At 72.1% G+C, this 21660-nt stretch carries 25 protein-coding genes; 15 read left to right on the top strand and 10 right to left on the bottom strand.

Annotated features, from left to right (window positions below; all coding sequences use genetic code 11):
- The first annotated feature begins 24 nt into the window (after positions 1-24).
- From D6B71_RS21710 to D6B71_RS21670, 9 genes are read left to right on the top strand one after another with little or no spacing between them, the layout of a single operon-like run.
- Positions 25-1419 carry an alpha/beta hydrolase gene (locus D6B71_RS21710; protein ID WP_121258903.1) on the top strand — a complete coding sequence of 465 codons (1395 nt, stop codon included), beginning with the start codon at positions 25-27 and terminating at the stop codon, positions 1417-1419.
- Positions 1416-2201: an MlaE family ABC transporter permease gene (locus D6B71_RS21705; protein WP_240641633.1), complete on the top strand. Its 786-nt coding sequence runs from the start codon at positions 1416-1418 to the stop codon at positions 2199-2201. Before D6B71_RS21710 ends, D6B71_RS21705 begins: the two co-directional genes overlap by 4 nt.
- A gap of 40 nt (positions 2202-2241) precedes the next feature.
- Entirely contained in the window at positions 2242-3069 is an 828-nt protein-coding gene (locus D6B71_RS21700) for an MlaE family ABC transporter permease (RefSeq protein ID WP_121258902.1), read from the top strand.
- Positions 3070-3071: 2 nt separating this feature from the next.
- Positions 3072-4142 (top strand): MlaD family protein, encoded by a 1071-nt coding sequence (locus D6B71_RS21695; RefSeq protein WP_121258901.1) that lies wholly within the window; start codon positions 3072-3074, stop codon positions 4140-4142.
- A gap of 49 nt (positions 4143-4191) precedes the next feature.
- On the top strand, positions 4192-5178 hold the full coding sequence (locus D6B71_RS21690; protein ID WP_164519775.1) for an MCE family protein: 987 nt from the start codon (positions 4192-4194) through the stop codon (positions 5176-5178).
- Positions 5175-6149: an MCE family protein gene (locus D6B71_RS21685; RefSeq protein ID WP_164519774.1), complete on the top strand. Its 975-nt coding sequence runs from the start codon at positions 5175-5177 to the stop codon at positions 6147-6149. The genes D6B71_RS21690 and D6B71_RS21685 overlap by 4 nt, the downstream gene beginning before the upstream one ends.
- On the top strand, positions 6146-7216 hold the full coding sequence (locus D6B71_RS21680) for an MCE family protein (protein ID WP_121258898.1): 1071 nt from the start codon (positions 6146-6148) through the stop codon (positions 7214-7216). The genes D6B71_RS21685 and D6B71_RS21680 overlap by 4 nt, the downstream gene beginning before the upstream one ends.
- Positions 7213-8346 (top strand): MCE family protein, encoded by a 1134-nt coding sequence (locus D6B71_RS21675; RefSeq protein WP_164519773.1) that lies wholly within the window; start codon positions 7213-7215, stop codon positions 8344-8346. Before D6B71_RS21680 ends, D6B71_RS21675 begins: the two co-directional genes overlap by 4 nt.
- Positions 8343-9434, top strand: coding sequence for an MlaD family protein (locus D6B71_RS21670; RefSeq protein ID WP_121258896.1), 1092 nt, complete (start codon positions 8343-8345; stop codon positions 9432-9434). The genes D6B71_RS21675 and D6B71_RS21670 overlap by 4 nt, the downstream gene beginning before the upstream one ends.
- Before the next feature lie 39 nt (positions 9435-9473).
- Here D6B71_RS21670 and D6B71_RS21665 read toward each other — a convergent pair whose 3' ends face one another.
- Both D6B71_RS21665 and D6B71_RS21660 read right to left on the bottom strand, forming a co-directional pair.
- Complete coding sequence (locus D6B71_RS21665; RefSeq protein WP_121258895.1) at positions 9474-10031, bottom strand: carboxymuconolactone decarboxylase family protein; 558 nt, start codon at positions 10029-10031, stop codon at positions 9474-9476.
- Positions 10028-10915 (bottom strand): SDR family oxidoreductase, encoded by an 888-nt coding sequence (locus D6B71_RS21660; RefSeq protein WP_121258894.1) that lies wholly within the window; start codon positions 10913-10915, stop codon positions 10028-10030. The genes D6B71_RS21665 and D6B71_RS21660 overlap by 4 nt, the downstream gene beginning before the upstream one ends.
- Before the next feature lie 180 nt (positions 10916-11095).
- On the opposite strand from D6B71_RS21660, the gene D6B71_RS21655 reads away from it, so the two are divergent.
- Genes D6B71_RS21655 through D6B71_RS21645 form a run of 3 tightly spaced genes read left to right on the top strand, consistent with a single transcriptional unit; the run spans position 11096 to position 13088 of the window.
- Positions 11096-11590: a hypothetical protein gene (locus tag D6B71_RS21655; RefSeq protein ID WP_121258893.1), complete on the top strand. Its 495-nt coding sequence runs from the start codon at positions 11096-11098 to the stop codon at positions 11588-11590.
- Between the two features lie 42 nt (positions 11591-11632).
- Positions 11633-12688, top strand: coding sequence for a zinc-binding dehydrogenase (locus D6B71_RS21650; protein WP_121258892.1), 1056 nt, complete (start codon positions 11633-11635; stop codon positions 12686-12688).
- A gap of 52 nt (positions 12689-12740) precedes the next feature.
- Entirely contained in the window at positions 12741-13088 is a 348-nt protein-coding gene (locus D6B71_RS21645; RefSeq protein WP_121258891.1) for a TfoX/Sxy family protein, read from the top strand.
- Between the two features lie 7 nt (positions 13089-13095).
- Here D6B71_RS21645 and D6B71_RS21640 read toward each other — a convergent pair whose 3' ends face one another.
- The 4 genes from D6B71_RS21640 to D6B71_RS21625 are packed head-to-tail and all read right to left on the bottom strand — an operon-like array spanning position 13096 to position 16761.
- Complete coding sequence (locus D6B71_RS21640) at positions 13096-13863, bottom strand: MerR family transcriptional regulator (RefSeq protein WP_121258890.1); 768 nt, start codon at positions 13861-13863, stop codon at positions 13096-13098.
- A gap of 15 nt (positions 13864-13878) precedes the next feature.
- Positions 13879-14640 (bottom strand): ABC transporter permease, encoded by a 762-nt coding sequence (locus tag D6B71_RS21635; RefSeq protein WP_121258889.1) that lies wholly within the window; start codon positions 14638-14640, stop codon positions 13879-13881.
- Complete coding sequence (locus D6B71_RS21630; protein WP_121258888.1) at positions 14640-15398, bottom strand: ABC transporter ATP-binding protein; 759 nt, start codon at positions 15396-15398, stop codon at positions 14640-14642. Before D6B71_RS21630 ends, D6B71_RS21635 begins: the two co-directional genes overlap by 1 nt.
- A gap of 58 nt (positions 15399-15456) precedes the next feature.
- Positions 15457-16761 carry an FUSC family protein gene (locus tag D6B71_RS21625; protein ID WP_121258887.1) on the bottom strand — a complete coding sequence of 435 codons (1305 nt, stop codon included), beginning with the start codon at positions 16759-16761 and terminating at the stop codon, positions 15457-15459.
- Between the two features lie 139 nt (positions 16762-16900).
- Between D6B71_RS21625 and D6B71_RS21620 the strand changes: the two genes are divergently transcribed.
- On the top strand, positions 16901-17176 hold the full coding sequence (locus D6B71_RS21620; RefSeq protein WP_121258886.1) for an excalibur calcium-binding domain-containing protein: 276 nt from the start codon (positions 16901-16903) through the stop codon (positions 17174-17176).
- A gap of 55 nt (positions 17177-17231) precedes the next feature.
- On the opposite strand, the gene D6B71_RS21615 is transcribed toward D6B71_RS21620, so the two are convergent.
- Positions 17232-18200 carry an alpha/beta hydrolase gene (locus D6B71_RS21615; protein ID WP_206051911.1) on the bottom strand — a complete coding sequence of 323 codons (969 nt, stop codon included), beginning with the start codon at positions 18198-18200 and terminating at the stop codon, positions 17232-17234.
- Positions 18201-18275: 75 nt separating this feature from the next.
- On the opposite strand from D6B71_RS21615, the gene D6B71_RS21610 reads away from it, so the two are divergent.
- Complete coding sequence (locus D6B71_RS21610; protein WP_126688341.1) at positions 18276-18968, top strand: TetR/AcrR family transcriptional regulator; 693 nt, start codon at positions 18276-18278, stop codon at positions 18966-18968.
- A gap of 540 nt (positions 18969-19508) precedes the next feature.
- Here the strand turns inward: D6B71_RS21610 and D6B71_RS21605 are convergent.
- The 3 genes from D6B71_RS21605 to D6B71_RS23965 form a co-directional block, all read right to left on the bottom strand.
- Entirely contained in the window at positions 19509-19811 is a 303-nt protein-coding gene (locus D6B71_RS21605; RefSeq protein ID WP_121258884.1) for an addiction module antidote protein, read from the bottom strand.
- Positions 19798-20130 (bottom strand): type II toxin-antitoxin system RelE/ParE family toxin, encoded by a 333-nt coding sequence (locus D6B71_RS21600; RefSeq protein ID WP_121258883.1) that lies wholly within the window; start codon positions 20128-20130, stop codon positions 19798-19800. Before D6B71_RS21600 ends, D6B71_RS21605 begins: the two co-directional genes overlap by 14 nt.
- An 89-nt stretch (positions 20131-20219) precedes the next feature.
- Positions 20220-20567 carry a DUF4262 domain-containing protein gene (locus D6B71_RS23965; protein ID WP_420846341.1) on the bottom strand — a complete coding sequence of 116 codons (348 nt, stop codon included), beginning with the start codon at positions 20565-20567 and terminating at the stop codon, positions 20220-20222.
- A gap of 361 nt (positions 20568-20928) precedes the next feature.
- Between D6B71_RS23965 and D6B71_RS21590 the strand changes: the two genes are divergently transcribed.
- A complete protein-coding gene (locus D6B71_RS21590; RefSeq protein ID WP_121258881.1) occupies positions 20929-21462 on the top strand; it encodes a hypothetical protein in 534 nt (177 codons plus the stop codon).
- Positions 21463-21660 lie beyond the last annotated feature (198 nt).

The raw sequence follows: 21660 nt of genomic DNA, 5'->3' as shown, positions 1-21660 counted from the left end.
CCAGGGTCGGCGCGTTGACCGGGCATGACCCGTCGACTCCTGGCCCTCCTGCTGTCGTTCGCCGTCGCGCTCGCCGTGCTCGTGGGGGTGCAGCCCTTCACGCCGGCGCCGGCGATCGCGAGCGCCCCGGCCGGTGAGAGTGCCACTGCCACCGGACCGTTCCGGGACGGTCGCGGGCTCCAGGTCCTCTCCGCCGAGCGGGTCGGTGTCCGGCAGTGGCGGCTGGTGCTGGCCACCGCCGAGCTGGCGCGGCCGGCCCACGTGGTCGTCCTGCTGCCCCGGGGATACCAGCGCACCTCGCGTCGCTACCCGGTGCTGCACCTGCTGCACGGCACCAGCGGCGGCGCGGACGACTGGGTCGAGGACGGCAAGGTCGGTGCCGCGACCCGGGAGCTGCCGTTGATCGTGGTCATGCCCGACGGGGGCTACGACGACAATGGCGGCTCGTGGTGGACCGACTGGGTCGACCAGGGCACCGCGCTGGGGGCGGCGAACTGGGAGACCTTCCACATCGGGCAGCTGGTGCCGTGGGTCGACGACAACCTGCGCACGCTGCCGGGCCGCCGTGGCCGGGCGATCGCCGGCCTGTCGCAGGGCGGGTTCGGTGCGTTCAGCTATGCGGCCCGCCACCCCGATCTGTTCGTCTCGGCGGCGTCGTTCTCCGGTGCGCCCGACATCGCCCGCAACCCGTTGGCCCGGACCGCGGGGTCGGCGGTCGTCGGGGCGATCATGACCGGTCTGAACGGCGTCCAGCCGTTCGCCGCGTTCGGCGACCCGGTCGCCGACGCGATCATCTGGCAGGGGCACAACCCGGCCGACCTCGTGGACAACCTCGCCCACACCGACCTGCGGCTGTGGACCGCCCGCGGCACGCCCGGCGAGCTGGACGAGGAGCTCCCCGACCCCGGGGCGGTCGCCGTCGAGGCGATCACCCACCTCTCGACGAGGTTCTTCGCGGACGCCGCGGACGCCGCCGGCGTCCGCTACCGCTTGACCGACTACGTCGACGGCACCCACACCTGGCCCTACTGGACCCGATCGCTGCGTGAGTACCTCCCGGGGCTGATGCGGGTGCTGGCCGAGAAGCGGACGCGCCCGGGGCAGGTCGGCTACCGCTCGATCGAGCGGGTGTGGGAGCAGTGGGGCTGGCGGGTGCGGAGCCTGCGCGACGCCGAGCACGAGTGGAGCGCCTTGCGTGGGGCCGACCGCCGGGGGTTCACGCTGGTCGCCGGCTCCGAGGCGGTCGTCACCACGCCGCGGTGGTACCAGCCCGGTGCGAGGTACCAGGTGGCCTACCGCGGCGGGGAGGGCCCCGCCCGGGTCCGGGTCCTGCCGTCCGGCCGGCTGCGACTCCGCGTCGCCGGCGTCCAGCAGCCGATGCGTAACTCGGAGGTACACGTGACGTTACAGCGGATGTGACCTCGCTCACCCCCGCTGCGACGCGCGCCCATCCCGGCCTGGGACGCCGCGCGGTGGCCGGCATCCGGACCACCGGTGCGATGACCCTGCTGGCGGCCGCCGCGACCAGGGCAGCCGTGCTCGACATCGCGGCCCGGCGCTTCTCCTGGTCGGAGTGCACGCTGCAGGCCTGGTTCATGGTGCGGGTGTCGTTGCTGCCGACGATCCTGGTCGCGATCCCGTTCGGGGTCATCGTCTCGGTCCAGGTCGGTGGGGTCGCCCAACAGATCGGTGCCGCGTCGTTCAGCGGTGCGGTCAACGGGATCGGGGTGCTGCGGCAGGGAGCTCCGCTGGTGACCAGCCTGATGATCGCCGGGGCGGTCGGCTCCGCCCTGTGCTCCGACCTCGGCGCGCGGACCATCCGCGAGGAGGTCGATGCGCTCCGGGTGATGGGCATCGACCCGGTACGCCGCCTGGTCGGCCCGCGCCTGGTCGCCGCGGTCGCGGTCGCGCTGCTGCTCAACGTGGTCGTGGCGGTGACCGCGATCGGCACCGGCTATGCCCTCAACGTCGGCAGCGGCGACGTCAGCTCCGGCACCTACCTGGGATCGTTCGTCTCCTTCGCCGCTCCCAGTGACCTCGTCCTCGCCGAGCTGAAGGCGGCCGTCTTCGGTTTCATCGCGACCATCGTCGCCGCGCACAAGGGCCTGGGGGCGACCGGGGACCGCGGGGCGTGGCCGAGGCGGTCAACCAGGCGGTGGTCCTCAGCTTCATCCTCCTGGCGCTGGTCAACGTGGCGCTGACCCAGGCCTACGTCCTTCTCGTGCCCCAGAGGATCGCCTGATGGCCGGCGCGCCCCGTCTGCCCCGGACGGGTGCCGACCTGCTCGCCACCGCGGGCGACGCGGCCACGTTCTCGGTGCGCGCGCTCGCCGCGACCGGCTCCACGCTGCGCCTCTACCGCACCGAGGTGCTGCGGCAGCTCGCCGACATCAGCTGGGGGTCGGGCTCGCTCATCGTGGGCGGCGGCACGATCGGGGTGATGGTGCTGCTGGCGGTCTCGGCCGGCACCTCCCTGGGCATCGAGGGCTTCGCCGGGCTGGAGCTGCTCGGCCTCGCCCCGCTCACCGGCTTCATCTCCGCCTCGGTCAACACCCGCGAGCTGGCGCCTCTCGTCGCCGCGCTGGCGCTCGCCGCCCAGGTCGGCTGCCGCTTCACCGCACAGATCGGGTCGATGCGCATCCACGAGGAGATCGACGCCCTCGAGGTCATGGCCGTCCACCCGATGCGCTACCTGGTCTCGACCCGCGTCATCGCCGCGATGCTGGCGATCCTCCCGCTCTACCTCATCGGCCTGATCGGGTCCTGGATCGCCTCGCAGGCGGCGGTGACCGTTCTCTTCGGGCAGTCGCCGGGCACCTACCAGCACTACTTCGACACGTTCATCTCCGCGCGCGACGTCGGGTTCTCGGTGGTGAAGATCCTGGTCTTCGCGCTGCTGGTGTCACTGATCCACTGCTGGTACGGCTTCCGCGCGGCCGGCGGTCCGCAGGGGGTCGGTGAGGCGACGGGGCGCGCCGTGCGCGCCTCGATCGTCGGCGTGGTGCTCGCCGACATGCTGCTCACGCTCGTCTTCTGGGGGAGCGACCCCGGATTCCGGATCTCGGGGTGAGCATGGGTGTCCTGAGCCTGCTCCGCGGCCACCAGCGCGACCCCTCCCGGGCCACGCTGGTCGCCCGCGGTGTCGTGGCCCTGACCGTGCTCACCCTGGTGGTCGCGGGGCTCGTGCTGGCGGGGAACGGGTCGTTCTCCGACCGGGTCGCCGCCACCGTCGTGCTCGACGACGCCGGGGGGTCGCTGGTGCCCGGGGCCGACGTGAAGTACCGCGGGGTCGTCGTCGGCAAGGTCGCCGCCCTCGGCGAAGGCGACGGCGGCGCCGAGCGGGACGGCTCGGTCGAGGTGGCTGTCGACCTGGCACCCGACCTCGCGGCGGACGTGCCCGCCGACGCCACGGCGCGGGTCCTCCCTGCCAGCGTCTTCGGCACCTCGTTCATCGACCTGGTCTCGGCGGGGGACGGAGCGCGCGGCCTGGAGGACGGCCACCGGATCCCACAGGACCGCCGGTCGCAGACCCTCGAGATCCAAGCGGTCCTGGACGGCCTGGACCGCGTGGTGGGCGACCTCGGGCCTGCCCGGCTCGCGACCGCGCTAGAAGGCCTGGCCACCGCGCTGGACGGCAACGGGCAGCGGCTGGGCCGCACCATCGTGACCCTGCACCGCTACCTGGCCCGGCTGAACCCCAGCATGCCGCTGGTCCGGCGCAACCTGCAGCTGCTCGCGACCAACCTCGAGGGGTTCGCCGCCTACGCACCGGACCTGCTCGACGCGACCGACGACGCGCTGATCGCCGCGCGGACCATCGTCGAGCACGAGGGCCGCTTCGCCGCGCTGGTGCGCAGCGGCGGCAGCGCCTTCGCCCGCAGCGCGCGGCTGCTGAACGCCAACGAACGCGGGCTGGTCGACATGCTGGTGCGGACTGCCGTCGTCGTCGATGCGCTCTACGACGGTCGGCGCGACCTCGTCGACAGCCTGCTCTCCACGCTCGACCTCGCCGCGGGCTTCGACGAGGCGCTCTCCCACGGGCGCTACCTGAGGATCGCCGGCGACCTGCAGCTGGCCGAGGAGCCGGGCTACGGCCGCGGTGGCTGCCCGTCGTACTCCGGACACCGCGGGCGGGGGTGCTGAGATGGCCCGCGCCGAGCGAGGCACGAGGGCGGCCGCCGTCGGACTCGCAGTGTTCACGACCATCTCGTTGGTCCTGCTGCTCGGGCTGCACCGGATGATGACCAACGCGCCCCCGGAGGGCTCGCGCACGTGGACCGCCAGCTTCGAGTCGGTGAGCGGGCTGCGGCCCGGGGACGACGTGCGGGTCGCCGGCGTCGCCGTGGGCCGGGTCGACGCGGTCGAGGTCGTCGACAGCGCCACGGCCCGCGTGCGGTTCACGTTGGACGGCGACCAGGAGGTCCACGAGGGAACCCGGGTCACGCTGCGCTACCAGAACCTCCTGGGGCAGCGGTACCTCGCGCTGAGCGCCCCGCCCGTGGGCGCCGACCGCGGAGACCGGCTGGCCCCGGGCACCGAGATCCCGATCTCGCGCACCGACCCCGGCTTCGACCTGACCGCGCTCCTCAACGGGTTCGAACCGCTCTTCTCGGTGCTCGAGCCCGCGGAGGTGAACCAGCTCGCCGGGTCGATCATCGCGGTGCTGCAGGGCGAGTCCGGCACCGTCGAGTCGCTGCTCCAGCGCACGGCGGAGGCGACGCGCTACCTGGCCGACCGAGACGAGGTCTTCGGCCAGGTGCTGGCCAGGCTCACCCCGGTGCTGCAGAACCTCGACGAGCAGTCCGAACAGGTCGACGCCACCGTGGTCGCGCTGCGGCGACTGATGGAGGGGCTCGCCGCCGAGAGGCGCACGTTCGGTCGCTCCCTCGACAACCTGGCCGAGCTGGTCGACAGCACGTCCGGGCTGCTGCGTGAGCTGCGCCCCGGCCTGCGCCGAGACGTGGCCGCGCTGCGGGGCGTCACCGGCCTGCTGGCGCAGGAGCGCCCGCGGGTGGCCCGGGTCGTCGGACGGCTGCCGATGCTGCTGGGTGCGTTCGCGCGCACCATGTCCTACGGGGGGTTCCTCAACGTGTACCTCTGCAACCTCGGGGTCGACGCCGCCGGGCAGACGGTGTGGGTGCCCGGCCCGGCCGGCCCCTACTCGGGAGCCTGCCAGTGACCGGCCGCGGGGCTCGCGACCCGTTCCGCGTCGGCCTCGTGACCCTGTGCGTGGTGGCCCTCCTGGCGGCCGCGGTGGTGGTCGGCGCCCGGCTCTCCCTCGGGTCCTCCAGCTACACCGCGGTGCTCGAGCACACCGGCGGGCTGCGCGTGGGGGAGGAGGTCCAGGTGGCCGGTGTCGGGGTCGGTGAGGTCACGGCCATCGAGCTGCGCGAGGAGGCGGTGCACGTGGCGTTCACCGTGGACGACGACGTCCGGCTGGGCGCGGACACCACCGCCGAGGTCAAGGTGGCGACCCTGCTGGGCACCCACTACCTGCTCGTCTCGCCGGCCGGCGGGGGCACGCTCGCCGACGGCACGATCCCGGCCACGCGCACCCGGGTCCCGTTCAACCTCCAGGACGTCATCGACGAGGTCGTGCCCGAGGTGAACGCGTTCGACACCGACGTCATCGAGCGGTCGCTGGCCGAGGTGGCGACGACGATGGAGGCGGTCGGTGGCGACCTCGGGCCGGCCCTGGACGGCGTACGCCGGCTGTCCGACGTGGTCGTGCAGCGCTCGGACGACCTGGGCGCCCTGCTCAAGGCGGCGCGGTCGGTCACCGGTCAGCTGGCCGCGAGCGGTGGCGACCTCGTGGCGCTGATGCGGCACGCCGACGCGATCCTCGACACCCTGCGTGTGCGACGGGAGACCATCCACGCGCTGCTACGCGACCTGGCCGAGCTCGGCGACCAGCTCGCGGGGGTGGTCGAGGAGACCGCGGCCGACCTGTCGCCGACGCTGCGCGACCTGGTGCTGGTCACCCGGCTGCTCGAGAAGCACGACGAGGACCTGCGCGACGCCGTGCGGACCCTCGCCCCGGCCAGCCGCTACTTCGCGAACGCGAGCGGCACCGGCACCTGGCTCGACCAGTACGTCCCCGGGGCCACCCCCGACAACCTGGAGTGCATCATCGAAGGGTCCTGCCGATGACCGCCCGCCGCCGTCTCCTGGTCCCGGTCCTGGCGCTGCTCCTCGGCACCGCCGGCTGCAACCCACTCGGCTCGGACGCGATGCAGATCACCGTCGAGCTCGACGACTCCGCCGGGCTCTTCGTCGGCAACGACGTGGGGGTCCTGGGGGTGCCGGTCGGCGAGGTCACCGCGATCACCCCTCGGGGCGCGCACGTCGAGGTCGAGCTCGAGGTGGACGCCGACGCCGACCTCCCGGCCGATGCGGGTGCCGTCGTGGTCGCCCGCTCGGTCGCCACCGACCGCTACGTCGAGCTGACACCGGCCTTCGGCGACGGACCACGGCTGGAGGACGGTGACCGGATCCCGCTGGACCGCACCCGCACACCGGTCGAGTTCGATGAGGTCCTCGCCTCGCTCGACGGCTTCAGCACCGGGCTGGCCGGCCCCGACGGCGACGCCCGGTCCCTGCGCCGCCTGCTCTCGACGAGCGCGGACGCGCTGTCCGGGCACGGAGCCGATGCCAACCGGACGGTGCGGCAGCTCGCCGCCGCCATGGGCGACTTGTCCGGCCACGGCGACGACCTCGTCGGCACCATCGACGGGCTGGATCAGCTGACCGCACTGGTGGCCGCGAACGACGAGGTCGTCGACCAGCTCCTCACGAGCGTGGCGGACGCCTCGGACCTGCTCGCCGACGAGCGCCACGCGTTCGGTCGCTCCCTCTCATCCCTGAGTCGGGCCCTGCGTACCCTCGCCGCCTTCGTCGGCGAGAACCGGGGCGCGCTGCGCGGCTCGCTGCGCGGCTCGCTGCGCGGGCTCACCCGGGTGACCCGCAACCTCCTCGTGCACCAGGCCGACCTCGCCGAGGCGGTCGAGGTGGCGCCGTTGACCTTCGAGAACATCGGCAACGCGATCGGTGACGACGACCGGCTCGACGTGCGACTGCCGCTGCGGCACCTCTCGCCGTCGCACGAGCTGACCGACGCGCTCTGCGACGACGTGCTGCCGCCCGGTGTCTGCGACGAGCTCGGCACCTCGCCCGACCTCGGCGACCTGCTGGGGGCGCTGCTGGGGGTGCAGCCGTGAGGCGCGGGTCGGTCGCGGTGGTCGCCGCCCTCGCACTGGTCTCCGGTGGCTGCAGCGTCGGCGACCGGGTCCGCCCGCCAGGCGTCCGCGACGACCAGTGGCAGCTCTCGGTCGTCGTCGACGACGCGCTGAACCTGCCTCTCGGCGCCGCGGTGAAGTCCCGCGGGCTCGTGGTCGGCCGCGTCGTCGACATCGAGCCAGACGACTACCGCGCCCGGGTCGAGCTCGCCGTCGACGACGACGTCGAGCTGGGGAAGGGCAGCCGCTTCCGGTTGCGCTACACCACGGCTCTCGGCGAGATGTACGTCGACGTGGAGCCGACGGACGACGAGCCCCTCCTCGCCGACGGCGACGTCGTCCGGGGCCCGACGGTGACCACCTCGGCCACCGTCGAGGACACCCTGGCCTCCGCGTCCCTGCTCGTGAACGGCGGCGGTCTGGGCCAGCTGCAGACCGTGGTCTCGGAGCTGAACACCGCGCTCGAGGGTCGGGTCGGTGCCACCCGCGGAGTCCTGACGGAGACCGACAGGTTCCTCGACGAGGCACTGCGCAGCACCCGGGAGATCGACCGGGTCCTCGGCTCACTCGCCGCGGCATCCCGCACCCTCGACGATCGACAGGAGACCATCGACTCGGCGCTGCGCGACCTGCGCCCGGCCGCCCGCACCCTGGCGCGCAACACCGACGACCTGGCGGGGCTGCTGCGGCGCAGCGACCGGCTCGCCGTGGTCGCCGACCGGCTGGTGCGGCGTACCCGTGCCGATCTCACGACCGTCGTCGACGAGCTGGGCCCGGTGCTCGAGGAGCTGCTGGGCATCCGTGCGGAGCTCGTGCCCGGCCTCGACCTGATCGCCGGCTTCGCGGGCCGCATCGACGCGGCCGCGCCCACCGACTACCTCAACCTGCGGTTCCGGCTCGACGCGCTGGCCGCGCTGCTCCCCGTGGACGACGGCTCCCCCTCGGACGAGCCGGGCGACGGGCCTCCGGGGCTGCCGGAGCTGCCTGAGCTGCCTGAGCTGCCTGAGCTGCCCGGTCTGCCCGGCGTGCCCGTGCCGCCGGACGGCGCGGGTGCGGCGGGCTCCTCGGACCTGTCGTGGCTGCTGGGCCTGCGACCCGAGGAGGAGCGATGAGGGCGATGCTCGGCAACCGCCTCGCGCTCAGCGTGGTCGGGCTGGTCGCGGCCCTGGCGACCTGCACCGCCTACCTCTTCGCGGTCGTCCTCGACGTGCCGTTGACCCACCGGCCGACCACGGTGACCGTGCACCTGCCGCGCACGGGCGGGCTGTTCGAGGGGGCACCAGCCACCTACCGCGGGGTGCGGGTCGGCACCGTCACCGAGGTCCGGCTCGACCCGGAGGCCGGCGTGCGCGCCATCGTCTCGCTGCGCCCGGGCACGGAGGTGCCGCGGGACTCGCGGGCGACCGTGCGCAGCCTCTCCCCGGTCGGCGAGCAGTTCCTGGACTTCCAGCCCGACGACGCCGACGGGCCCTACCTCGCCGACGGCGACGTGGTGCAGGCCGGGGTCCGGGACCTGCCGGTCTCGATGGCCGCAGCCACGGCGAGCCTCGACAACCTGCTCCGCCACGTCGACGGGTCCGACGTGCGCGTGTTGCTGCGGGAGCTGGCTGCTGCGACCGACGGCACCGGCGACGACCTCGAGACGCTCCTGGTGTCGGCCGATCGGCTGACCGGATCGTTGGACGCCGCCTGGCCGCAGACGCTCAGGTTGCTGCGCAACGGGGAGCAGGTCGGAGAGCTGCTCGCGGGGCACCGGGCCGACCTCGCCTCGTTCTCCCGGTCCGCGAAGCGGTTCTCGGCCTGGCTCGCGCAGTTCGACCCGGAGTTCCGCCGCATCCTGCGGCGGGCCCCCGACGACCTCGACACGATCGGCCTGCTCGCCGAGGACCTCGAGGCCGACCTGCCGCCGGCCTTGCGTGAGCTCGTGGCGCTGACCGACCTGCTCTACGACCGGGAACCGCACCTGCGGCAGTTGACCCGGATGCTCGGCTACGGAACAGGCCGCTTCGCGTCGGCCTTCGACGACGGCTGGCTGCGCGTCGACCTGCTGCTCCAGGGACAGCAGCAGTGCAGCTACGGCACCGCGCACCGTTCGCTGACCTCGACGGACCGTCAGCCGCTCGCGACCGACGGCCACTGCACCATGGACGACCCGGTCTGGCGAGGCGCGGAGCACGCGCCGCCGCCGCTCGACCGCTGAGCCGGGCCGGGGCTCGGCGCCCGGACTCGGCGCCCGGACTCAGCGCCGAGGGGCATCCGGCTGCACCCGCAGCGTGTGGAGCGTGGTGGCGAGCATCTCGTAGTGGCCGACCAGCATCAGCAGCTCGATGCAGGTGCGCTCCTCGAGCGTGCCGCGCAGGTCGGTCCAGGTCTGGTCGGACAGGTCGCGGGTGGCGTGCAGCTCGTCGGTGACGCGGAGCAGCAGCCGGTCGCGTCCGGACCAACCGGCAGCATCCGGCCCCTGAGCCACTCGGTCGATCTCGTCGGCCGTCAGCCCGGCGCGGCGACCGAGACGGCGGTGCTGGGTCGCCTCGTACTCACTGCCGGTCAGCGCCGCGACCCGGAGGATGACCAGCTCGGTCTCGCGCCGGGGGAGCCGCCCGCCGGGCATCATCGTGCCGGCGAAGTGCAGCCAGCCCCGGAACAGCCGCCGGTGCCGACCCAGGGTGAGGAAGACAGCGGGCGGCTCGGTGCCGGAGACCCTCCCGGCGAGCCGGGCGAAGCCCCAGGTGAGCAGGCCGACGTCGCGTCGGGCGCCCGGAGTGACCCGCGGCGTCGCACCGGCAGGCGAGGTCATGCGGCCCGCTCGGGGCGACGGGCCCGCTCGACCTCCGGGAGCGCCTTGTTGGCGCCCCAGCTCATGACCCGCATGAGCAGGGAGTACGCCGGTGGCAGGTAGCGCTGCAGGAGGTGGGCGAGCTGGATGTCGCGGGAGGTGTAGACCCAGTAGCGCCCGCGGCGGACCCCCTCGAGGATCGACTCGGCCGCGTCCTCCGGTGACACCGCGCCGCGCCGGAACCGGGCCTGCAACCGGGTGAACGCCGGGCTGGCCTTGTCGACCCCGGCGATGTGGACCGTCTCGGTCAACGGCGTCGCGACCGCGCCCGGGCAGACCAGGCTGACTCCGATGCCGTGCCGGCGCAGGTCGAAGCGGAGAACCTCGGAGACCCCGCGGAGGCCGAACTTGCTGGCGCTGTACGCGGCGTGCCAGGGCATCCCGATGATGCCCGCGGCGGAGGAGACGTTGACCAGATGACCGCCGCGACCGGCGTCGATCATCGGGGGCACGAGCTCCTCGATGACGTGGATCGGCCCCATCAGGTTGATGTCGACCAGCCGGCGCCAGTCCTGGTGCTCGAGCGAGCTGACCGTGCCCCAGCGGGAGATGCCGGCGATGTTCATGATCACGTCCATCGGCCCGTGCTCGACGGTCAGCCGCCGGGCCATCGCCTGGACCGCCGTGTGGTCGGAGATGTCCAGGGCCTCGACCAGACCGACCGTGCCCCCGGACGAGCGGATCCGGGCGGCGGCGTCCTCGAGCAGGTCGCCGTTGACGTCGGTGAGATGGACCACCGCACCGCGCTCGGCGGCCAGCGACGCGGTGGCCCGGCCGATGCCGCTGGCGGCGCCGGTGACCAGGACGTGCTTGCCTGCGACGGTGCGGTCTCGTCTGCGGAGCATGGGCGCGAGCCTTTCACCCCGGGGGCTGTCGGACCAGTGCCGTGTCCCGTCCGTGGACGACCTCGGTGCCGACGACCTCGAGCCGCTGGCCGGGCCCAAGGTCCCGGTCCTCGCGGCCCGGCGATCCTGGCGCGCTGCGTACCGACTGGCTCTCCTGATGCTTGAGGGAAGGGGACGCCGGTGGAGAAGGTCATGTGGCTGGCCCTGGGCGGTACCGCGCTGGTCGCCGGGGTGCGGGCGGGGCGGAGTCGCCGCGCGATGTATCTGGGGCGGGCCGCTCTGGGACTGCTGTTCATCGCGTTCGGTGCGGTGGTGAACGGGGTCTACCTGGCGATGGACAGCGGCTACTACGACGCCTTCGCCGACCGGTCGCCGTTCCCGTTCGTGAGGGACACCTGGGAGTCCCTGGTGGTGCCCCACCTCGGCGTCTGGATCACGCTGCTGATCCTCTTCGAGGCCGCCGCCGGCGTGCTGGTCCTCCTCGGGGGGCGCTGGACCCAGGCCGGGCTCGTCGCGCTGATCGGCTTCCATGTCTGCCAGCTCGCCTTCGGGGGCGTGCTGTGGCCATGGGCGACCGTGATGATGGCCGCGCTGGCGCTGCTGCTGCGGGCCGAGCGGCATCCCGCCCCGGCCCGCCGCCGGCCCTCGCCGGCCGTGCCCGCGATCTCGCGCTGATCCCGGCGTCCGTCGGCTGCGCCCGCTTGGCAGGATGCCCCCATGCGAGCCGTGGTCGTCGACGCCGTCCGAGGTCGCCCCGAGATCCGTGAGGTCACCGACCCGGTCGCGCCGATCGCGGGCGTGGTGGTCCAGGTGGTCGCGACCGGGATCTGCCGCAGCGACTGGCACGCCTGGGCGGGGCACGACGACATCGCGTTCCCGCACGTCCCCGGGCACGAGCTCGCGGGCGTCGTGACGCAGCTGGGCAAGGGCGTCACCCGGTGGCGGGTCGGAGACCGGGTGACGGTCCCGTTCGTGTGCGGCTGCGGCCGCTGCGAGTGGTGCCTGGGTGGGGACGCGCAGGTCTGTCCGCACCAGCAGCAGCCGGGGTTCACCCACTGGGGCTCGTTCGCCGAGTACGTCGCGCTGCACGCCGCGGACACCAACCTGGTCGCGGTGCCCGACAGCGTCGACTTCGCGACCGCGGCCAGCCTCGGCTGCCGCTTTGCCACCGCCTACCGTGCCCTGGTCGCCCGTGCCAGGGTCGCCGAGGGCGAGTGGGTGACGGTGGTCGGTGCCGGCGGCGTCGGGCTCAGCGCCGTGATGATCGCCCGGGCCCTGGGCGCCCGGGTGATCGCGGTCGACCGGCACGCCGAGGCGCTGGCGGCCGCGGCCGCGCTCGGCGCGGAGCACACGGTGCACGTCCCGGAGGCCCGTCGGCTCGACGTACCGGCCGAGGTCGCGGAGCTGACCGGCGGCGGCAGCCACGTCGCGGTCGACGCGGTCGGCAGCGAGCAGACCAGCGCCGACGCCGTCCTCAGCCTGCGCCGACGCGGCCGGCACGTCCAGGTCGGCCTGCTCCCGCCGGTGGACGGGCACCCCCGGGTGCCGATGGACCGGGTGGTGGCATGGGAGCTCGACCTGCTGGGCAGTCACGGCATGGCCGCAGCCGACTACCCGGCGCTTCTAAAGCTGGTCGACCGGGGCGTGCTGGAGCCCCAGCGACTCGTGGAGCGAACGGTCGGGCTGGAGGACGCGGCCGCCCTGCTGCCGGAGTTCGACCGGGCGGTCGTGGCGGGCATGACGATCGTCGACCCGGGGCTGCGCCGCGGCTAGCCTGGTCTCGGCGCGGCCGGGTCGCGCCCCAGTCGATTGTGGGGGGACAACGATGGCGTACGACGAGGTGCTGGCCGAGCGGGTCCGTGCAGCCGTGGGCGCGGCGGCCGGACCAGACGGCTGTCGAGAGATCAAGATGTTCGGTGGCCTCTGCTGGACCGTGAACACCCACATGGCCGTCGGAGCCGCCGATGAGGACCTGATGGTCCACGTCGGGAAGGACGGCGTGGCCGCAGCCCTTGAGAGCGGCGCCCGGCCGGCGACGATGGGGGAGCGCACCATGGGTGGTGTGGTCCTGGTCGCGGCCGAGGACCTCCCGGACCCGGCCGCCCTGGACGCCTGGGTGGTGCCGGCGGTGGAGCGGGCGCGGGCGAAGCCTCCGAAGAAGCCGAAGGCGTAGCAGCCGGTCAGCTCACGGGCTCGATCGGCCTGAGCTTGGTCCATCCGGTCCAGCCGCGCTCCTCCAGCATCTCGAGGATCCGGCGGGCCGCGGGCACCGACTCGAGGAAGACCTGGTCGAGCAGCGCGGCGAGGTCGTCGTCGAGGTGGTCGTCCTCCTCCCAGGCCGCCGTCGGGACGTCGGCGAGCTGGACGACCAGGCGGTCGACGATGCCCACCACACGGCGGTCGTCGGGCTCCCATCCGATCAGCTCCGCCATGTCGCTGTAGAGCTCGACCACGCGCGGGTCCTCGAGGTCCTTGATCTTCATCTCCATGTAGAACGGCATCTGCTCCGGCAGCTGCGCGGCCACCAGGATCCAGGCGTCCCGCTCCGCCTCCACCACCAGCTCGGGGACGCCGAGGGCGCGCAGCCGCTCCAGGTAGGCCACCGCCTCCGCCGGCAGTGCCAGGCTGTCGCCGGCGGCGAGCTGGGCGATCCGCTCCCGATGGCGCTGCCGTTCGCGGATCTCGGCGCGGAGCCTGCGGTCGATCTGCTCGACCGCTGCGCCGAACTCGGTCTCGTCCGCGGTCAGCAGCTCCTGCACCCGGGAGAGCGGGACGCCGGCGTCGGCGAGCGTCCGGATGCGGATCAGGTCCACGACGGCGGCGGCGTCGTAGCGCCGGTAGCCGGAGTGGTCGCGCTCCGGCTCCGGCAGCAGCCCCTTCGCGTGGTAGTGCCGGACGGCGCGGACCGTCACTCCGGCGTAGGCCGCGAGCTGGCTGATCGTCAGCAAGGGCGCCAGCCTGCCTCAGGCGATCTTGCGGTGGTAGACGCGCATCGCCATCGCGTAGGCGAGGATGAGCAGGCCGACGCACCAGGCGAGCGCCAACCAGAGGTCCTCACCCGCCGGCTGTTCGGCGTAGAGACTCCGGATCGAGTTCACGATCGGGGTGACCGGCTGGTGCTCGGCGAACCACTCGACAGGTCCGGGCATGCCGTCGGTTGGCATGAACGCGGAGCTGATGAACGGCAGGAAGATCAGCGGGAACGATAACCCGCTGACGGCGTCGGCCGACTTCGCGGCGAGGCCGGGGATGACCGCCAGCCAGGTCAGGGCCAGGGTGAAGAGCGTCAGGATTCCGACCACGCCGAGCCAGGCGAGGACGCCCGCGCCCGAGCGGAAGCCCATCGCGACCGCGACCAGGACCACCAGCGCGAGCGCTATCAGGTTCGCGACCACCGAGGTGAGAACGTGGCCCCACAGCACCGCGGAGCGGGCGATCGGCATCGACATCAGGCGCTCGAAGATGCCGCCGGAGACGTCCATGAAGAGTCGGTAGGCGGTGTAGGCGATGCCGGAGGCGACGGTCATCAACAAGATTCCGGGCAACAGGTAGTTGACGTAGTTGCCGCTCTCACCGGTGTCGATCGCAGCGCCGAAGACGTAGACGAAGAGCAGCATCATGGCGATCGGTGTGAGCGCCGTGGTGATGATCGTGTCAGGGCTGCGCAGGATGTGCCGCAGGGACCGGCCGGTCAGGGCGGTGGTGTGGTGGACGAACCGGGACATCAGGACTCCTTCGCGCCGGTGATGCTGAGGAAGATCTGCTCGAGGGTGGGCTGCTTCTCGACGTACTCGACCTGCGCCGGGGGGAGCATCGCCTTGAGGTCGGCGAGCGTGCCCTCGGCGATGATCACACCGTCGTGGAGGATGGCGATCCGGTCGGCGAGCTGCTCGGCCTCCTCGAGGTACTGCGTTGTGAGCAGCACGGTCGTGCCGCCGCGGGCGAGCTCCCGGACGGCCTGCCACACCTCGAGGCGAGCCTGCGGGTCGAGACCGGTGGTCGGCTCGTCGAGGAAGACGACCGGCGGGTGGCCGACCAGGCTCATCGCGATGTCGAGGCGGCGGCGCATGCCGCCGGAGTACGTCGCGACGCGCCGTCCGCCTGCGTCGGTGAGCGAGAAGCGCGCGAGCAGGCCGTCGGCGACGGCGCCCGGGTCGGGGAGCAGGCGGAGCCGGGCGATGAGCACCAGGTTCTCGCGGCCGGTGAGGACCTCGTCGACCGCGGCGAACTGGCCGGTCAGGCTGATCGACTCGCGCACCTTCGCGGGCTGGGTGGCGACGTCGTGACCGACGATCGTCGCGGTCCCGCCGTCCCCGGCGAGGAGCGTGGAGAGGATCCGCACGCAGGTGGTCTTCCCGGCGCCGTTGGAGCCGAGGAGGGCGTGGATGGAGCCGCGGGACACGTCGAGGTCGACGCCGCGGAGCACGGAATGGTCGCCGAAGGACTTGGTGAGCCCGGCGATCCGGATGGCTGTCGTGGTCATGGGCCGACCTTGCAGGCCTGACGCAGGGTCAAGGTCAAGCCCGATCCGCGAGGGCCGCTCAGGAGTGGCTGGGGGGCGGGTCGTCGCCGAGGTCGAGGGCCTGGGTCTCGGCGTCGGGGGAGGGGTCGTGGGCATCGGTGTGGGGATGGCGCCGCGGAGGGCGGAGCGGCGCCGGTCGGGGCCGCCGGGCAGGGGCGAGCTGCAGCTGACGGCGTACGCGGTGGGCGAGGTCGAGCTCGCGTTGCACGCGTCGCACCGTCAGCTGGGCGGCGGCGTGCAGCTCGCGCAGCTCCGGGTCGTCGAGTGGCTCCAGCTCCTCGAGCCGGGCTCGGGCCCGGGGCATCCGGCCGACCGCTTCGCGAAGGGCGCGGAAGTCGGCCGGCGCGGACTCCCGCACAGGCGCTGCCTCGAGCCGGACCAGCTCGCCGAAGGCGTCGACGGCCGCGGAGAGCTCGCCGAGCACCTCGCCCAGCGCCCGGAGCAGGCGGTCGCCGCCCGGCTCGCGCCACTGGCCGCGCGAGGTGGCGTCGGCGAGGGCGCGGTAGAGCGAGCGCAGCGCGACGGCGGTGTGCTCGAGCGACTCGAGCCCGTGGCGCAGCCCGGGACCGACGTCGGGCAGGGCGACCGCGCGCACGTTGAGCCGGCGTCCCTGCTCCGCCTGGAGGAGCAGGGCGCCGACCCGCGGGACCTCGTGGTGGGTGATCCGTCGGGCCTCGTCGAGCCACGCCTCGGCGGCGGAGGGGAGCGTGTCGTGGGCGTCCGGATCGGCCTCGAGCCGGTCGAGCGTCCGCGCGGAGCGGTCCAGCAGCTCACCGAGGGCGTCGGAGAGGCCCTCGATCGCCCGCCCGGCACCGACCGTGGGGATGCGCGGTGGGATGAGCAGGTTGGCGGCGACGCCGACGGCCGCGCCGACGAGGGTCTCGGCGATCCGCTGCCAGGCCGCCGAGCCTGCTGCGAGCGAGCCGACGCCGAGGACGAGCATGCCGCTGATCGCGACCTCGATGAGGTTGGCGCGCAGCCGGAACAGCTGCCCGACGGTGATCGAGATGAAGATGAGGAGCGCCAGGCTCCACCAGGTCAGCGGGACGACGGCCGCGAACCCGGCCGCCAGCGCGACCCCGAGCACGACCGCGACGACCCGGTCCAGGCCGCTGGCCAGCAGCGACACCGGGGTCACCTGCACGACGAGCATCGCGGTCAGCGGGGCGAGCAGCGGCTGGGTGCCGGGGAAGATGACCAGTGCGACGACGTAGCTGGCGGTCGCCGCGACGGTGATCCGCAGCGACCAGGCCAGCGCCGCTCGCCACTCGCCGCGGAGCCGGCGCGCCTCGTGCTCGACTCGCGTCCGCCAGTTCCCGACCACGCTCCATCATGTGCCGCCGCTGGTTGGCCGGCTGCCGTGAGGGGGGACCAAGGTCCCGTCATGGAGCGATCCACCGCGGGAGGGGCGGTTCGCTCCCTAGCGTCCGTGTGGAGAGAGCGGACTATCCCAGGGGGGAACCATGTCATCAGCGCGCGCCGTGCGAGCGGCCCTGCTCGCCGCCACGACGACCGTGAGCATGCTGGCGGTCGCCGGCCCGGCGCAGGCCGTCACGGACTACGCCAACTGCGACGCCCTGCACCAGGACTACAAGTACGGCGTCGCCAAGTCGAAGGCCGCCGCGAACAAGCAGGTGCGGACCGGGCACTACCGGCCGGCCGTGAAGCCGGCGGTCTACGCGGTCAACGACGAGAGCGACGCCGACAAGGACGGCACCGCCTGCGAGGTCACCCGCTGATCACGGTCGTGGTCTGGGACGTCCGACAGCCCGCCCGGCTCGGCGTCGGGCCGGATCATGCCATGTGGCTGTCGAACCACTCCAGGATCCGGTCGGGCTCCCGCTGGAAGTAGGTGTAGCCGTCCCAGCGCCGGGTGGTGCCCCCGATCCAGAACAGCGACTTGTCCTCGAGCGGGATGTTGTCGTAGATCGCCTGGACGTCGCTCGGCGTGGTGTAGACGTCGTCGCGCACCTGGTAGAGCAGCGTCGGCACGGTGACGTGCCGGGCCCAGGGCGCCGGTGAGAGCTCGTCGAGATGGAAGCTGGTGCGCCGGAAGACCTGCTCGTCGAGGTCACCGATCCGCTCGGCGGGGATGCCGAGCCGGTCCATCGCGCGGGCGAGGGCGACGCCGGCGGACAGGGGCTGGGGGGCGACCATGCAGCGCACACCGTCGAAGGCGGCGGGATCCTGCATCATCGCGAACATCGAGGCGTTGGCGCCGACGCAGCGGCTGAACAGGCCCACGGTCAGGTCCCGGGTGTCCGGCCGGGTGCGCACATAGGCGAGCGAGCCGAGCACGTCACGCGCCTCGAACCGGCCCACCGTGAACACGCCGCCGTTGCCGACCCCGCTCTGCCCGAAGTTGCGCAGGTCGTAGGCGAGCACGTGGTAGCCGGCATCGTGCAGCAGCTTGTAGTCGGGGATGAAGTTGACCTCGATGTCGTTGCCGGTGGCCGCGCCGAACCGGCTCCACGGCTCCAGGTGGGAGGCCAGGCCGGAGCGGTTGAACCAGCGCGGGTGGTTGGCGATCACCAGCTTGTCCGAGCCCTCGGCCGGGAGGTACCAGCCCTCGAGGGGGACGCCGTCGGCGGAGGGGAAGGTGACCTCCTCGTAGGCCAGGCCGGCCTCGTCCGGCCGGTGGTAGATCGGCGAGCGGGGCCAGCTGACGAAGCTCTCGGCCATCGTCGCGAGGGTCGTCTGGATCTGGGCCTCGTCGAGGCCCGCTGCGGGGGCGGTGCCACGGGTCGCGGTCGCGTTCTGCATGGGGTCTCCGTTCGAAGGTGGATCGTGCATTAGCAATGCTAGGCAAGTGGACCAAGTCGCTGTAGCATCGCTAGCGTGACGGTCGATGCCACCCCCCGCCGCCGGCTTCTCGACGCGGCAGCCGCCCTCCTGGTCGAGCGACCTATGCAGGAGCCGACGACTCGGGAGCTCTGCGCCCGGGCCGAGGTGACGGCGCCCTCGCTCTACCACCACTTCGGCGACAAGGACGGCCTGCTGGCGACCGTGCTGCAGGAGGCGTTCGACGAGTACGCCGCACGCAAGCGCGCCGCGCTCGGCTCCGGCGACCTGCTGGGAGACTTCGCTGCCGGGTGGGAGATGCACGTTCGGTTCGGCCTCGACCATCCACTGCTCTACCCCACCCTCTTCGCGGGCATCCATGCCGCCGACAGTGCCGCCGGCGCCGTCACCCGGCATGCCGCCGCCGAGCTGCGTCGTGAGCTCGACGAGCTCGAGCTGGCCGGACTGCTGCGGGTGCCGGTCGACGAGGGCGTCTCGGTCACGCTCGCGGCGTCCACCGGCTGTGTGCTGCAACTGCTGCGCGAGGGTGGCGATGCCACCGGACCGGTCTCCGCGCTGATGCGCGAGGCGCTGATGGGGCGGCTCTTCGGCACGCCGGACGGCCCCGGAGAGCGCGAGGCCGCCGTGCGCGCGCTGCTCGCACAGCAGGACGGGCTTGCCGATGTACTGGGCGCGGAGGAGGCGGGGCTGATGCGCAAGTGGCTCGGCCGCCTCGCGGCCGGTCGATGAGGGAGAGATCCTGACCGGTGCGGCTGCCGAGGGCGTCCCGCCGAAGGTCTGCGTGGCTGCAGTAGGGCCGGTGGGAGGATCCAGTCGGGCACCAGCTCGTACCGCGACGGACATAAGGGCGGGCAGATCTCCGCAGTGCAGCGCGCGAAGATGCTGCGCGCGTCCTTATGTCCGTCCAAATACGAAGCCGCTGGGTCGATGCCCGTGTCCCGGCTTGCACACCATGAGGCCGTCGGCTGGTGACCGGACGGGTCGCTACGCCGCGGGCGGCTCGAGCGGGCGACGAACGACAACGGCCCCCGACGCCGGAAGATGTCTTCGCAGGTCGGGGGCCGTCTTCAGGCGCTCAGCCGGTGGGCGTCACCCACTCGTGACTAGATGTCGTAGGTCTGAACGCGCAGCGCGCTGACCTGCACGAACTCGGGATTTCGGAGTCCTTGGGTCACAGTGAGGCCACGCAACCGCAACTCCCAGAGTGTCAGGGGCGGTCGCCAAACGGTCGAGGGTGATAACCCGGGAAACCGGGGGCACATGGCCGATTCATGAAGCTGCCGTGTGGAGTTCGAAGCGCAAGCCGAGCGCGTTGGTCACCTTGAGGATCGTCGACCACGTCGGGTTGCCTTCGGCGGAGAGCGCCTTGTAGAGCCCATCGCGGCTCATGCCGACGCGGCGTGCCAGCTCACTCATGTTCTGCGAGCGGGCGATGACGCCAAGGGCACGGGGAACCGCAGTGGGATCCTCGGTGGACTCCTCGAGCGCGATCGCGAGGTAACCCGCGACGTCTTCCAGGTTGTCCAGGTAGTCGGCGGGATCGAACCGCTTGTACTTCTCAGTGGTGCTCATCGCCCCGTCCCTTCGCCTTCTTGTTCGCGTGCCACTCGTCAGCGAGCTCGTGGGCTTTGCTGATGTCGTTCTGCTGCGTCGACTTGTCGCCGCCGACCAGCAACAGAATCAGGGTGTCGCCGTCTTGTAGGTAGTAGACCCGGTATCCGGGGCCGTAGGTCAGTCGAAGCTCCGAGATGCCCTGGCCGACTCGCTTGACGTCGCCCGGGTTGCCGTTGGCCAGTCGGTCGATGCGTTCCAGGATGCGCAGCCGGCCGGCTCGGTCCTTCAGTTTCCTGAGCCACTTGTCGAACTCCTCCGAGGTGAGGATCTCGATCATATGTCGACTATAGTTGACACGTCGGACCGACTCCAGCCCCAAGATCCCGGCCGCTCGAACGCCGTCATGGCGCGTCCAGCTTCGCCCGCTTACATGGGCTGTCGGGTTGTTCCGCCATGCCTCCTCGTCCAGGGCCAGGCCGGCGATGCGCCGGAGCGCGGGGGAGCCACCCGAACACGCTCTTCCGGTCGGGCCACACGATTGCGACGGCTTCGGGCTTGAGGCGATGGAACCAATCCGGCCAGGTGGCCGTCTCCGCGAGAGCGAGGTCGGTTTACTCGTTCAACGGCCACCGGCACTCCTGCCAGGACGTCTTCGATCGCGCCTTCTGGGGCCAGCCGCAACCCATTCACGATTCGTTCAGCGATGCCGTCGAGGCACCGATGCATGAGGAGGTGGTCCAAGCCGGACATCAGAAGGTCCGGGGTGGCCTGCACGATGGCCAAGCCCGATCGTGTAGGCGAAGGCTGGTGGGTCGTCGTGATCAGCCTCCGAATGGTCTTGGAGTTCGGGGTCGTCGCAGCCGGCGCCTTAGGCCACCATGATCACTTGCCAGCCGTGCTTGAGCACGGCGTCGATGACACTACGGTCCTGCTCGTTGTACGACCCATCCGGTCGGCAGACGTGGCAGTCGCAGCCCGGCGCGACCGGCAATGGTCCCATCCCTGGATCGGTGTTGGACATCGCCCCTTCTTGGTCGCGACCAGTTGTATCCCACCTCGCTAATACTCCCGGCTTATCCACAGCCGAGCTGCTGGGCGTTGATCGAGCGCGCGAGGATGCGGAGGCTGTGCTCCTATGGGCTATCAGACAGACTTCATCGGCTACCTGCAGATCGAGCCTCCACTTGGACCTCGTGAACGGTCCTTCATCAACCGGATCTCGGGCTCGCTGTTCCTGCAGGAGTCGGGCGGGGCGCTCCGTGTGGCGGACGAGGATGACGAGGTCCTACGCCAGCTCACGAGCAGCGCACCTCGGGGCTGGTCCAACTGGACCGCCTGCCCTCAGGGGTGCTGTCTGAGCTACGACGGCGGTGACAAGGCGAACTACATGGCGCCGTGGCTCAAGTTCCTGATGGCCACCTTCCTCATTCCTGGAGCTACTGCCGAGGGTATTGATGGATTCAACTGTGACCACGTCCTGAGCGGGATGGTCGTCGGCTCGCGCCGTGACACCAGGGAGCTCTACTCGATCACCGTCCGCGACAACGAGGTCGAGGTCGAGCTCCTCTGGCCCGGCAACCCGAAGTGGAGCGACTACCCGCGACTGGCTTATCAGACCGAGATCGATCGTTTCCGCAGTTGGGTCGCCGACCGGAAGGCTCGCGAGTAGCGGTTGTTGCATCGGAAACGGCGAAGGCCCCGGTTTGATAACCGGAGCCTTCGGGGACACGAGCCCGACGCGAGTTCGAGCTTGTGTCCTTAAGTGGCTCTTCACAGTTGAGGGTGTAGCGCGGGGTGGCGTGGCGGTCGTAAGAGTCCCTGGGAGTGGTGGGGTTTGAGGGAGCAGCGGCGGGGCGTCAGCACGTAG

The sequence above is a fragment of the Nocardioides ferulae genome, from assembly GCF_003660455.1.
Taxonomy (GTDB): Bacteria; Actinomycetota; Actinomycetes; order Propionibacteriales; family Nocardioidaceae; genus Nocardioides; species Nocardioides ferulae.
The sequence above is the reverse complement of the archived record's forward strand: the minus strand, read 5'-3'. Positions and strand labels throughout refer to the sequence as shown.

Bases quoted from the DNA above. Each gene is read 5' to 3' on its own strand.
- D6B71_RS21710 (WP_121258903.1), top strand. From the start codon at position 25: ATGACCCGTCGACTCCTGGCCCTCCTGCTGTCGTTCGCCGTCGCGCTC.
- D6B71_RS21700 (WP_121258902.1), top strand. From the start codon at position 2,242: ATGGCCGGCGCGCCCCGTCTGCCCCGGACGGGTGCCGACCTGCTCGCC.
- D6B71_RS21695 (WP_121258901.1), top strand. From the start codon at position 3,072: ATGGGTGTCCTGAGCCTGCTCCGCGGCCACCAGCGCGACCCCTCCCGG.
- D6B71_RS21680 (WP_121258898.1), top strand. From the start codon at position 6,146: ATGACCGCCCGCCGCCGTCTCCTGGTCCCGGTCCTGGCGCTGCTCCTC.
- D6B71_RS21670 (WP_121258896.1), top strand. From the start codon at position 8,343: ATGAGGGCGATGCTCGGCAACCGCCTCGCGCTCAGCGTGGTCGGGCTG.
- D6B71_RS21665 (WP_121258895.1), bottom strand. From the start codon at position 10,031: ATGACCTCGCCTGCCGGTGCGACGCCGCGGGTCACTCCGGGCGCCCGA.
- D6B71_RS21660 (WP_121258894.1), bottom strand. From the start codon at position 10,915: ATGCTCCGCAGACGAGACCGCACCGTCGCAGGCAAGCACGTCCTGGTC.
- D6B71_RS21650 (WP_121258892.1), top strand. From the start codon at position 11,633: ATGCGAGCCGTGGTCGTCGACGCCGTCCGAGGTCGCCCCGAGATCCGT.
- D6B71_RS21645 (WP_121258891.1), top strand. From the start codon at position 12,741: ATGGCGTACGACGAGGTGCTGGCCGAGCGGGTCCGTGCAGCCGTGGGC.
- D6B71_RS21635 (WP_121258889.1), bottom strand. From the start codon at position 14,640: ATGTCCCGGTTCGTCCACCACACCACCGCCCTGACCGGCCGGTCCCTG.
- D6B71_RS21630 (WP_121258888.1), bottom strand. From the start codon at position 15,398: ATGACCACGACAGCCATCCGGATCGCCGGGCTCACCAAGTCCTTCGGC.
- D6B71_RS21620 (WP_121258886.1), top strand. From the start codon at position 16,901: ATGTCATCAGCGCGCGCCGTGCGAGCGGCCCTGCTCGCCGCCACGACG.
- D6B71_RS21615 (WP_206051911.1), bottom strand. From the start codon at position 18,200: ATGCAGAACGCGACCGCGACCCGTGGCACCGCCCCCGCAGCGGGCCTC.
- D6B71_RS21605 (WP_121258884.1), bottom strand. From the start codon at position 19,811: ATGAGCACCACTGAGAAGTACAAGCGGTTCGATCCCGCCGACTACCTG.
- D6B71_RS21600 (WP_121258883.1), bottom strand. From the start codon at position 20,130: ATGATCGAGATCCTCACCTCGGAGGAGTTCGACAAGTGGCTCAGGAAA.
- D6B71_RS21590 (WP_121258881.1), top strand. From the start codon at position 20,929: ATGGGCTATCAGACAGACTTCATCGGCTACCTGCAGATCGAGCCTCCA.